Source organism: Mucilaginibacter sp. L3T2-6, assembly GCF_030519355.1.
Taxonomy (GTDB): domain Bacteria; phylum Bacteroidota; class Bacteroidia; order Sphingobacteriales; family Sphingobacteriaceae; genus Mucilaginibacter.
Map to the genome: position 1 here is coordinate 64,827 of NZ_JAUMKC010000013.1, position 12,920 is coordinate 77,746.

8 protein-coding genes are annotated in these 12,920 nt (G+C 44.7%); 5 read left to right on the forward strand and 3 right to left on the reverse strand.

The window, feature by feature from the left end; all coding sequences use genetic code 11:
* Positions 1–208 precede the first annotated feature (208 nt).
* The 5 genes from Q3W13_RS15175 to Q3W13_RS15195 all read left to right on the forward strand — a co-directional run bounded on the left by Q3W13_RS15175 (position 209) and on the right by Q3W13_RS15195 (position 9,466).
* Positions 209–3,547 carry a TonB-dependent receptor gene (locus Q3W13_RS15175; RefSeq protein WP_302865136.1) on the forward strand — a complete coding sequence of 1,113 codons (3,339 nt, stop codon included), beginning with the start codon at positions 209–211 and terminating at the stop codon, positions 3,545–3,547.
* Between the two features lie 21 nt (positions 3,548–3,568).
* Complete coding sequence (locus Q3W13_RS15180; protein WP_302865138.1) at positions 3,569–5,044, forward strand: RagB/SusD family nutrient uptake outer membrane protein; 1,476 nt, start codon at positions 3,569–3,571, stop codon at positions 5,042–5,044.
* Between the two features lie 73 nt (positions 5,045–5,117).
* Positions 5,118–7,391 carry a GH92 family glycosyl hydrolase gene (locus Q3W13_RS15185; RefSeq protein WP_302865139.1) on the forward strand — a complete coding sequence of 758 codons (2,274 nt, stop codon included), beginning with the start codon at positions 5,118–5,120 and terminating at the stop codon, positions 7,389–7,391.
* A gap of 8 nt (positions 7,392–7,399) precedes the next feature.
* Positions 7,400–8,500 (forward strand): Gfo/Idh/MocA family protein, encoded by a 1,101-nt coding sequence (locus Q3W13_RS15190; protein WP_302865141.1) that lies wholly within the window; start codon positions 7,400–7,402, stop codon positions 8,498–8,500.
* A gap of 183 nt (positions 8,501–8,683) precedes the next feature.
* Positions 8,684–9,466: a polysaccharide deacetylase family protein gene (locus Q3W13_RS15195; protein WP_302865143.1), complete on the forward strand. Its 783-nt coding sequence runs from the start codon at positions 8,684–8,686 to the stop codon at positions 9,464–9,466.
* Positions 9,467–9,762: 296 nt separating this feature from the next.
* Here the strand turns inward: Q3W13_RS15195 and Q3W13_RS15200 are convergent, their stop codons facing one another.
* From Q3W13_RS15200 to argB, 3 genes are all read right to left on the reverse strand, one after another.
* Complete coding sequence (locus Q3W13_RS15200; protein WP_302865145.1) at positions 9,763–11,139, reverse strand: aspartate kinase; 1,377 nt, start codon at positions 11,137–11,139, stop codon at positions 9,763–9,765.
* Positions 11,140–11,226: 87 nt separating this feature from the next.
* Positions 11,227–12,054 carry a pyrroline-5-carboxylate reductase gene (gene proC / locus Q3W13_RS15205; RefSeq protein ID WP_302865147.1) on the reverse strand — a complete coding sequence of 276 codons (828 nt, stop codon included), beginning with the start codon at positions 12,052–12,054 and terminating at the stop codon, positions 11,227–11,229.
* Positions 12,051–12,887 (reverse strand): acetylglutamate kinase, encoded by an 837-nt coding sequence (gene argB, locus Q3W13_RS15210; protein ID WP_302865151.1) that lies wholly within the window; start codon positions 12,885–12,887, stop codon positions 12,051–12,053. Before argB ends, proC begins: the two co-directional genes overlap by 4 nt.
* Positions 12,888–12,920 lie beyond the last annotated feature (33 nt).

Sequence of the window (12,920 nt, forward strand, 5' to 3'; positions counted from 1 at the left end):
GCCTGAGGGTAACCTTTTTATGGCAACATAAATAACAAAAAATCCGGGGAGGCGTTGCAGCGCCTGCCCCGGGTTATTATTCGGGTTACCTCCATCCGCAATCGAGAAATTGAAAATTAAGTTCTTAACCCAAACACACAAAACTATGAAATTTAATTTTAGGGTAATGCCCCCGGCGCGGCGTTGCCTCTCCAAAATTCTACTAGCTATGAAAATAACTGCGTTTTTAATATTTGCAGTTCTTTTAAATGTAAGCGCCAAAACATTCAGCCAGAACATTAGCATCCACCAGAGCAATGTTTCGGTTGAAAAGGTGCTGAAGCTGATAAAAAAACAAAGCGGCTACAACTACTTTTACGATGAGGATGCAGTGGCGAAAACGTCCAAAGTATCAATCGATATTAACAATGCGTCGGTGGACGAGGTGCTGGCAGCATGTTTTAAAAATCAACCGCTCACTTACCGTATTTTTCAGCAAACTATTGTGGTAAAGGCCAGGGAGGAAGAAAAGCAGGCAGCAAAAATCGCGATAAAAATATCCGGTACAGTCAGCGATGCTAAAGGTCCTCTGCCCGGTGTAAACGTTAAAGTAAAAAACACCACCATGGGAACTGTCACAGATGTCAATGGCAAGTATTCGCTGGATGGTGTTGACGGTGGCGCAACACTGGTGTTTTCGTTTGTAGGCTATAGCAGCCAGGAAATACCTGTTAATAACCGCGAAACCATTGACGTAAAACTTGTTGAGGCGCCAAAGGCGCTAAACGAGGTGGTAGTGGTAGGTTATGGTACAACTAAAAGGGTTGACCTTACCGGCGCTGTGGGCAGTGTTAATGATAAGCAATTGCAGGAGCGCCCGGCTATCAACATCGAACAGGAACTTGCCGGCAAAATTGCCGGGGTGAATGTGTCGACCAACTCCGGTGCACCTGGCGGCGGCACCAAAATAAGGATACGCGGCTATAGCTCAATCAATACCAGTACAGACCCTTTATATGTGGTGGACGGGGTGGTTTGGACTGAAGGCGGCGCTTCTATCAATCCGAATGACGTAGCATCTATCGACGTTTTGAAAGATGCTTCATCAACCGCGATTTACGGTACCCGCGGCGCTAACGGTGTAATTCTCATTACTACCAAAAGGGGCAGCGGCAAAAAAGGCGGCACAGTAAGCTATGACGCCTATGGAAGCGTAGGCGTATTGGCGCGAAAACTGAAGGTGCTGGACTCTAAACAATTTTTGAATGTAGAGGACATTTCATACAACAACATTAAGAAATACGACCCCCAGGGCTGGGCAGACGGCAAATATGCTGATGACGATCCAAAGGTTATCCGCACAGCTCTTATCGGCAAATTGTTCGATGCTAACCTGAACCCGTTATACAATACCGATTGGCAGGATGTGATGACCCGCCATGCATTCAGTCAAAATCATAACCTTAGCTTTACAAATGGCACCGAAAGCCTTAACTACGGCTTGTTCCTGAATTATGGCGATGACGAAGGTATCATTATCAACAGCTACCAAAAACGCTACAATGCCCGTTTAACCATGGATGACCAGATAAAGCCCTGGCTAAAGGTTGGTGCTACACTGAATTATGACTACCGGGTGACCCGCACGCAGGACGACGGAACAGGCGGCAACAACATTCCGCGTATGCTGGTCGAGATGCCATCGATATTCCCGGTTCGTTATCCGGATGGCTCTTACGCCAAACGCACCGACTACAAGAATATGGAAGGCGGCGATAACCCGGTTGCACAGGCAAATGAAATAGTATCGTTGCATTACAACCGTGTGTTTAGCGGCAATGGGTATCTGAATATTAACTTTATGCCAGGCTTAGATTTTCGCACCACTATCGGGGTTACCACATCCAGTAATACCGATCCGCACTCACAAACCGGTTTGGTTGGCGGTCAGACAGTTGGCCAGCAGTACAGCTCGGCTTCCATAAACGAGTCGAACAACGTCTTTTGGCAATGGGAGAACCATCTTACTTATAATAAAAAGTTTAACGACGTTCATGCATTAAACGTGGTGGTTGGTGTAGAACGTCAAAATTTTAGCGGATTAAGCGCTTATGGCTCAACCCGTACCCTGTCCGACGATTATTACAGCTACTACAACCTGGGTGCAGGCGGTTTGCCGGGTATCCCTTCATCAAACTATGATGCATGGCAAATGCAATCTTTCTTCGGCCGGTTAAATTATTCATACAACGATAAGTATTTGTTAACCGTAACAGGCCGTGAGGATGGTTCGTCACGTTTTGGTTCGAAAACAAAATACGGTTTCTTTCCGTCAGCTGCCATAGCATGGCGTGCAGGCCAGGAAGACTTTTTAAAGGATAATAAGGTTATCTCCGACCTTAAATTCAGGCTAAGCTATGGTCTTACCGGTAACTCCGAAATCGGTCAGTACCGATCATTAGCAAACATCAATACTAATAACTATCCGTTCGGAGGCGCGCAGTCTATCGGTACCAGCTTAACCAGTATTGGCAATGATGATTTGCAATGGGAAAAGACAGCGGAATACGATTTCGGTGTATCATTCGGCCTGTTTAACAACCGTTTAACAGTAGAGGCTGATGCGTATCTGAAAAAAACCAAGGCGCTGCTGCTGAACGCTCCGCTGCCGGAAACCAGTGGTTTTACCAGTGTATATAAAAATATCGGCCAGATAGAAAATAAAGGTATAGAAGTTACCTTAAATAGCGTAAACATTAAGAGCCAGAACTTTAGCTGGAATAGCAGCTTTAATATCTCATTCCTGAAAAACAAGATATTGAACCTTGGCGCCAGCAACGACGATATCTTTCTCTCCCCTACGTTCCTGTCTCAATTTAATTTAATGCGCGTTGGCTTACCTGCAGGAACATTCTGGGGCTACAAAGTGCAAGGCACCTGGGGCACTGCCGAAGCTACCGAAGCTGCCAAATACGGCTTGTTACCTGGCGACCTGAAAATATGGGACAAAAACGGCGATGGTAAAATTACTGCCGACGATAAAACCGTGCTGGGTAAATCAACCCCGGATGGTTACGGCACTTTCATGAACACCTTCAGGTACAAAAATTTTGATTTAGCGCTGGAACTTCAATTTGATTACGGTAACCAGGTAATGAACCTTACCCGTCACTCGGGCCAGGACCGTACCGGGCAAGCCAATAGTTATGCAACGGTGTTAAACGCCTGGACGCCAACCAACCAGAATACCGATATTGCTGAAGACAGGCCTGCGTATGTTCGCTATCAAACCGAGATCTACTCGACAAAAGTTGAGAACGGTTCGTTTATTCGCGGTAAGACGATGACATTGGGCTATACTTTCCAGCCTGATTTTGTGAAGAAGATAAAGATGAGCCGCTTAAGGGTGTACGCACAGGCACAAAACCTGTTCCTGATAACCAAGTATACCGGTTACGATCCGGAAGTCTCAACCTACAATGGTTCCAGCAATTTCACACAGGGTATCCTCTTTTATGATTATCCAAAACCAAGGACATTCCTGCTTGGGTTAAATGCAAGTTTTTAATAATTATTAAAGCAGAAAAACATGAAATTCAACATAAAAAAATACGGGGCCGGGTTTACTTTACTTGTCCTTATGTTTACAGTTAGCAGTTGCAAAAAATACCTGGATGAAAAGGATAATAGCAACTTCGTGAAAACCAATTACTTTAAATCGGCATCACAAGCACGCACTTTTGTCAACGGCATCTACGTACAGCTGCACCTGTTTCAAAATGGCGATGCATATGGAGAGGCGCCATTTATAACTCTGGAGTTGTTTGCCGGTCACGCAACCTCACTTGGTCAAAGCGTTAACAATAATAACGTTATACACCAACGTACCGATGCCGTTAACCCAGGCTTTGAGGATGTATGGAAAAATAGTTACAACGCTATTGCTAATGCTAATCTTGCGCTTCAGCGTATACCTGGCGTTCCCATGGATGATGCCGCAAAGAAAAGCCTGATGGGGGAGGCGTACTTCCTCCGTGCCTTCTTTTATTATCATCTGGTCCGTTTGTATGGAGACGTGCCACTGATTACAGAACCGGTAACCCTTGATAGTCCGGATTTATATCCGGAGCGTACGGCTACAGCTAAGGTTTATGACCAGATCATTTCAGACCTTCAGGCTGCGGAAGCTTCAGGTTTGCCGGAGACAGACCAGACAGGCCACGTGTCTTTAGGAGCGGTACGCACCTTACTGGCCAGCGTTTATCTTACAACTGCCGGTTATCCATTGCAAAAAACCGCAAATTATGCATTAGCAGCTGCTGAAGCACAAAAAGTATTGCCCGATTATACCTTATTTACCGATTATGCTTTTTTGCATGACAATGCGCACAAAAACACAGGTGAGCTGATATTCCAGGGCCAGTATTTGGCTGGTGTGGCTGACAACGCCATCACTCAGTTAACCGTTCCTTTTAACCTGCCGGTAGGTGCTTATGGCGACCACCTGGGGGCGATGATCCCAACTAACCAGTTTGTTGCAAGCTACGAGGCAGGCGATTTGCGTGCGCAGGAAAAGCAGTTTTATTTTTCGAGCTATAATGGCGTAGATTTCGGGGAACATTGTTTATACAAATTTTTCCATGTGGAAAGTGCTACCGGGAATGGCATCTGCGATGAGAACTGGACCTTCTTCCGTCTGCCCGAAGCGCAGCTGATCTATGCTGAAGCGTCCAATGAAGTTAATGGCCCGACCGATGAAGCCTATGCACAGGTTAACGCTATCCGCGCGCGCGCCAAACTGGCCCCGCTGGCTGGCTTGAACAAAGACCAGTTCCGTGAGGCTATCTGGAAAGAACGTTACCATGAACTGGCTTACGAGGATAAAGCCTATTTTGATATACAGCGCACTCACATGATTTATGATGTGGTTCACAATACGTTCGGTGATGCAACAAGCACCCCGAACGAACAGGGGGTAACCATGAAGGCTCAGTATTATCTCTGGCCAATACCCCAGCGCGAGATCGACACCAACAACAAGTTGAAACAAAACGCAGGTTGGTAAAATAATTAATATAAAAGACCGGTTATCACAGCCGGTCTTTTATATTTACAGCGTATTCTATTATTAACTGTTGATGAAAAAAATATTCCTCGCCCTGGCGCTTCTAACGCCTGTTTTAACAATCGCCCAAACCAATAAAACTTCGCTGGTTGATTATATAAACCCGCTGATGGGTACTGACTCTAAATACGACCTGTCAAACGGGAATACCTACCCGGCCATTGCGGTGCCATGGGGTATGAACTTCTGGACTCCTCAAACCGGCAAAATGGGTGACGGGTGGCAATATACCTATGATGCGCACAAAATAAACGGCTTTAAACAAACGCATCAGCCATCGCCATGGATGAACGACTACGGTCAATTCGCCATTATGCCGGTAACAGGCCAGTTAAAAGTATCGCAAAATGGCCGGGCCAGCTGGTTTTCACACAAAGCAGAGGTGGCCAGGCCATATTACTACAGCGTTTACCTGGCTGACCATGATATAACCACTGAAATAACGCCAACAGAACGCACGGCTCAATTCAGATTTACTTACCCTAAAAGCGATAGCTCATATATCATTGTCGACGCGTTTGACAGGGGCTCATATATCAAGATTATTCCTGCTGAAAAGAAAATAATAGGTTACTCGACCCGCTACGCCCGGGGCCCGCTAAAGAACTTCAAAAACTACTTTGTAATTTATGTGGATAAACCTATCAGCTTTGCAAAAACATTCAGCGACAGCACAGCGACTGATTCGCTGGAATTGCATGTAAAACATGCGATGGCGGTTATTGGCTTTAAGACAGGTCATGATGAAAAAGTTCATTTACGGGTAGCTTCGTCATTTGTAAGCATAGAACAGGCTGAGTTGAACCTGAAACGCGAACAGGGAGCTGACAGTTTTAACACCACTGAACAAAAAGCTAAAGATACCTGGAATAAAACACTAAGCCGCCTAACTGTTGAGGGCGGTACCGTTGATCAAACCCGCACTTTTTATTCTTGTCTTTACCGCATGCTGTTCTTTCCGAACAAACTTTACGAATTGGATGCCAATAATAAGATTATTCACTACAGCCCGTATACCGGCAAAACCGAGCCCGGCTATATGTTTGCAGGAACAGGCTTTTGGGATACCTTCAGGGCGCTTTATCCCTTCCTGAATCTGGTTTATCCTTCTATCAACAAAGAAATGCAGGCTGGCTTGGCTAATGACTTTAAAGAAGGCGGCTGGCTGCCTGAATGGAGCAGCCCTGGCTATTCGAATGTAATGATTGGGAATAATTCAGCTTCGGTAGTGTCTGACGCGTATATTAAAGGCGGCCGGGGTTATGATATTAATACTTTATACGAGGCGTTAGTGCACGGCGCCAACAATGCAGGGCCGGCAGGAACGGGCCGCACAGGCGTTGAATACTACAACACGCTGGGCTATGTACCTTATGACGTAAAGATCAACGAGAACGCCGCACGCACGCTGGAATATGCTTATGATGATTTTGCTATTTACCAATTAGGCAAGGCGCTCCATAAGCCTGAATCGGAAATAGCTATCTTCAAAAAGCGATCGATGAATTACAAAAATCTGTTCGACCCGTCGACAGGTTTGATGCGTGGCAAAAACAAGGACGGCTCATGGGAGACGCCTTTTAATCCATTTAAATGGGGAGATGCCTTTACCGAGGGCAATAGCTGGCACTATAGCTGGGGGGTGTTTCATGACATACAAGGATTGATTAACCTGATGGGGGGCAAGAAACGGTTTGTGGCCAAGCTGGATTCTGTATTTACCTTGCCGCCGGTTTTTGATGACAGCTACTATGGCGAAGTTATTCATGAAATACGCGAGATGCAGATAGTGAACATGGGCCAATATGCGCATGGCAATCAGCCTATCCAGCACATGATCTACCTGTACAACTACGCAGGTGAACCATGGAAAGCTCAATTCCACGTTCGCGATGTGATGAACAAGCTTTATAAAGCTACGCCTGACGGTTATTGTGGTGATGAAGATAATGGTCAGACATCTGCCTGGTATGTGTTTTCAGCAATGGGTTTTTACCCGGTTTGCCCGGCTGTTAACCAGTATGTACTTGGGGCTCCACTGTTCAAAAAATTAACCATTAACCTGGAAAATGGTAAAAAAGTAGTCATTAACGCGCCCAATAACAGCGATAACAACCTGTACATCAATAATATGAATGTTAATGGTAAGCCTTATGATTTAAACTGGCTAAGCCATGATGCGTTATTAAAAGGTGCTGTTATCAATTATAAGATGTCAGCGACGCCTAACAAGCAGCGCGGGATAAAGGATGCAGACGCGCCATACTCACTATCAAACGAGAAATAATTTTTGTTATGAAAAGCCCCATCATCAACTTATTAAAAACAGCTGTTTTGGCAATATTTACGCTGTTGACGACCAGCAGCGTAAATGCTCAAAGCAAATTCAGGGTCGGCGTAGCCGGTCTTAATCACGATCATATTTACAACATCCTGAATGATTACAGCAAAGGCCGAGTGTATTTGGTAGGCATTGCTGAACCGAACAAGCACCTATGGGAAAAATACGGTAAACAATTTCATATTCCCGACTCATTATTCTTTACCGATTTAAAGGAAATGGCCACCAAACGCAAGCCGGATATTATGCTGGGGTATAATGCAGTTGGCAATCACGTAGATGTGGTAGAAGTTTGTGGGCCGCTCCATATTCCTGTGATGGTTGAAAAACCGCTTGCGGCGACTTTGACGCAGGCTAAACGCATTCAAGATCTGGCTAATAAGTACCATATCGACGTGCTTACCAACTATGAGACTACCTGGTATCCGTCTTTTCAGAAAGTTTACGATATAATTGGTCAGGACAGCATCGGCGCCATACACAAAATGGTAGCGCACGATGGTCACCAGGGTCCGCGCGAGATTGGTTGCAGCGAAGAATTTCTCGCATGGCTTACTGACCCTGTATTAAACGGAGCGGGTGCGCTGAATGATTTTGGATGCTATGGCGCCAATCTCATGACCTGGCTGATGCATGGTGAGCGCCCGGTTGCAGTTAGTGCAGTCGCCAAACATTTTAAGCCAAATGTTTATCCGAAAGTCGAGGATGATGCTACCATAACCGTTGAGTACGCTAATGCGACGGGCCTGATCGAAGGTTCCTGGGCTTGGCCCTTCAGCATAAAGGATCTGGAAGTTTTTGGGGACCATGGCTATCTTCACGCAACCGACGGTAAAAACCTTACCATGCGTCTTCGTGAAAATATAAAGAGCACTCCTGTTGCGGAGCCGCTGGCCCAACCCAACGACGACCCGGTAACTTATTTCAACGCTTTCCTGCAACACAAGATTAGCGCCACTGACGACCGTTCATCACTTAAATATAATATGATTGTGATGGAGATACTGGACGCGGCAAAGCGCTCGATTAAAGAGGGTAAACGAATCGTTTTATAGAACCTTACAGACTTACAAAGTTTCGAAACAGCTTTTTAAGTCTTATTCCTGTGCTTTATTTCACTGTTACCATTAAACTTTTTCTAATCTTCGGTCTCTAATCTCAGGTCTTTGACATTAACTCAAAGAAAAAAATATTACTTTTGCGGCGTATAGTATTTTAATACCTCTGAAAAAAATAATATGATAAAACAGCTTTTTATAGCAGCCGGCCTTTGTTTTGCCGGATTCGCAGCGTCTGCCCAGATTAGCCCGGCAAGTGTGCTTGCCCGTAAACAAGTCCCGGTAGTATGTTATCACCAGATACGCGACTGGCGGCCAAAAGATTCAAAAAACGCTAAGGATTACATCATTCCCATACAATCGTTTAAAGAACATATCAAGATGCTGGCGGACAGTGGGTATCACACCATTCTGCCCGATCAATTGTACGCATACCTGACGAAGGGCACGCCGTTGCCAAGCAAGCCCATCATGCTGACTTTTGATGATACAGACGAGGATCAGTTCACCATCGCCCGTCCGGAATTAAAAAAGTATGGTTTTAAAGGTGTGTACTTTATTATGACCGTGTCTCTGGGCCGCCCTCATTATATGACCAAGGAACAGGTTAAACAACTGTCTGACGAAGGCAATGTGATCGGGAGCCATACATGGGACCACCATCGTGTGGACAAATACAAGCATGATCCAAATCCAAAGAAAGATGACTGGAACATACAAATAACTAAGCCTACTCAAAGGCTTGAAGAAATAACCGGCAAAAAAATAGACTATTTTGCGTTTCCCTTTGGTGTTTGGAAGCCTTATACTTTGCCTGAATTAAGCAAGTATCATTTCAAGATTGCTTTCCAGCTGGCTGACAAACGTGACCCCAATTACCCTTTGTTAACTGTTCGCCGTATTTTGGATAGCGGCTACTGGACAACCAAAACGTTCAGCAAAAACGTAAGGCAAAGTTTTTAAACATATTTGAACCCAGATTAGAGCATTTATAAAGCCTCTGTTTGTTTTCAGACAGGGGCTTTATAGTTTGGATTGACTAAGCTCAGGCACATGTAATGCATTAGATGGGTTTCTTTGACCAGGCATTAAAGTGGGTAGCATGCGTTTTACAACGTGGATATGCAATCATTGGAAACGAAATAAAATCGTGATAAGTCGATCAGTCACATCCCCATTTGTCGTCACCGCTCAATAAGCAACTCTATGTGAATAACCGGTTATAGCCGCGATAATACTGAACGTTATTAATATTTAGCTTAACTCATCGCCTTATTAAGTGCAATAACAGCTGTATTAAAGTCTTCTCTTGCTATCAAAAACTGTATATTCACCTTACGCAGGGCAAAACCCGCGCTTTTGATATTGATACCATTTTCTGCCAGGGCCGAGGCTGATTTTGCCAGCAAGCCTGGCCGGTCCATATTTGAACCGATAAGGCAAACCATAGCAGCTTTTTCGTAAGTCACCTTTTCAAAGTTCTCTTCCAGTTCATGGATGAGCTTTTTATCGAAATCCTTTTCCCAAATAACAATAGAGATACTATTGGCGTTGGTAGCCTTAAAGTTATAGCTGATACCATGGTTGTAGAACAGCTGCATGATCTGCAAATCACTCCCTGGTGTACCTACCATAGATGGGTCATAGATATCGATGATCATCACCTTATCAGTACCGGTAATCACTTCCACGCGTTTATGTTCGCAAATATATTCCCTGGTTATCAGCGTGCCGGGATGTTCCGGATCAAAAGTGTTTTTAATGCGCAGGTTAATATCGTTAATTTCCAGTGGCTTTGATGCCTTAGGGTGAATTGCCTCCATGCCTACGTCGGCGAGCTGGTCGGCGACGTCGTAATTGGTATTTCCAACGGGGTAACAGTTCTCTACACCAACTAACACCGGGTCCGCAGTGCACAGGTGATATTCCTTATGAATGATAGCTTCTTCCGGCTTAACGGCGACAGCGATTTTGCTGAACGTAACCTCTGAATAACCGCGATCAAATTCACGCATAATGCCTTCGGTACCTTTAGCATAGCCGGTCACTATACAAATGGTCTCGTCGAACTTAATATCTTCCAGGTCATGTTTAATACGCTGATCTATAGTGAATGAACGATGATCGTGAAAACCGCTCAGGTCGACCAGGGTTGCATTGATCCCCTTATTTTGAAGGATGTTTGTAAAATTGAAGGCAGAATGAGTTTCGCCTATCGAAGCCAATATTTCGCGGGCGGCCTGCAAAATATTCTCTTTGTTCACGTATCCGGAGGCCAATATGTTCGACAGGTTCTCCAGGTAAGTCTGGGCATCGTTAATTCTGGTCTCAATAAACTGGTCTGCTATCTCTATATTCAAACCTAAGCCTTGATAGCTCTTATTTATCTCTTTTAACCGGGTGGTCAGGTCTTTAAGCGGCTTATGAAAATCCTTGAAATTAGCCAACTTATGATACACGCCTGGTTCGCCCGTTTTTTTGTTTTCCAGCAATAAGTTGGTTACGCCTGAAAAGGCAGATACTACAAATATGCGGTTATAAAGTTCCTTACCGCTACGGTTAAAAAGAATGATGTTATTGATCACATCATTCAATGCGGTCATCGATGTGCCGCCGATTTTCTCTACTGTTAACATTTTAGAACGTACGCTTTGCGCTGATATTAAAATTATCAAGGTCAGTTAGCCTGTGATAATTAAAGTGGTTGATTGTTACTGTTGATTTTATGCTGATTGTTCCGTTTTAGGGTACAGGTCGCCGGCTTTCGATGCGGATAGCTTTATGCCCTTTATCATTGCGGAACTAAATCCGTTATGTTCCATTTCATTAAGCCCCGCAATGGTACATCCGCTTGGCGAAGTTACTTTATCGATTTCCTGCTCTGGATGCGATGCCAGCTGAAGCAATAAATCCGCAGCACCTTTGGCCGTTTGGGCTGCCATCTTTAAGGCATCGTGTGCATGGAATCCTATTTCTGTTCCGCCCTGTGACGCAGCACGTATCGACCTTAAAAAGAAAGCGATACCACAGGCGCAAAGCGCGGTAGCAGAGGTCATCAGTTCTTCGTTTATCTGTATGGTTACACCAACGGTTTCAAATAACGAGCGGACAAAGTTGATGTGCCTTGTGGTGCCGTTATCGGTTGCTATACAAGTCATGGAATGGCCTATGGCTATAGCCGTATTGGGCATAGCCCTGATAATGGGAACGTTAAGGTCGAGCTGGTTGCGGATATCTGCGCAGCTCACGCCCGATACCACTGATATAAATAACTGTTTATCAGGTTTTATGGAGGGTTTTATTTCATCCAGTAATTTGTTCAGTTGGTGTGGCAAAACAGCCAATACCACAAAGTCTGCCTTGCGTACTGCTTTTAGGTTGTTGTCGGTTGTATGATAGCCTAATTCGGCATAAGGTGCAAGCGCACTAACGTTTCGGCGAGTTAGCGAAATCTGCTGCGCTTTGCATATTCCCGCCTTTACCAATCCCTTCGCTAATGAAAGCCCTATATTTCCGCTGCCAAGTATGGCAATGTGCTGCTGTGAGTTCATTCGTATCTGCTTAAAAGTGTGCCAAACGGCTCATTGTTTTTTAGTTTGCCCAGGTCGGCGGAGTGACCGATGATGACGCCCTTTACGCCGCATGCAATTGCCGCAAAGGCGTTATCCAGTTTGGGCAGCATGCCGCTGTGTATTACCTGTTCTTTTTTTAACTCTTCGTACCGGCCCGGATTGATATCCGTTATCAGCGATTTTTCATCAGTTATATCTTTTAAAACCCCCTTCTTTTCAAAACAGTAGATGAGGGTAGTATCACATAGTTCAGACATGGCTATCGCAAGTGCCGAGGCGATGGTATCAGCATTGGTATTCAAAAGCTGTCCGTCTCCGTCATGGGTTAACGCACAGAATACCGGCGTAAAGCCCGCATCCATCAGTTTTTTTAGATTTTGCGGGTTGATAGACTTCTCGTCCAGATCACCTGCAAAGCCATAGTCAATTGTTTTTACCGGCCTTTTTTTTGCGCGGATAAAGTCGCCGTCTGCACCGGTAAGTCCTATAGCATTGGTGCCAAAACGCTGTAATTGAGCTACGATATTTTTATTGATAAGCCCACCATAAACCATGGTTACAACCCTTAACGTTTCAATATCAGTTATTCGCCGGCCGTCAACCATTTTCGGCTCAATGCCCAACGTCTCTGAGAGTTGTGTAGCGATCTTTCCGCCACCGTGTACCAGGACTTTATTTCCTTCAAGCGCGGTAAAGTCTTTTAAAAAATGATATAAGTTTTCTGAATTATCAATAACATTTCCGCCAATTTTAACAACATATAGATTGTTATTGGACGGTTTTGTGGAAGAAACTGGATTAGAAACACTCATTTTTATCCATTTTGGAGCACAATATCCATTTTT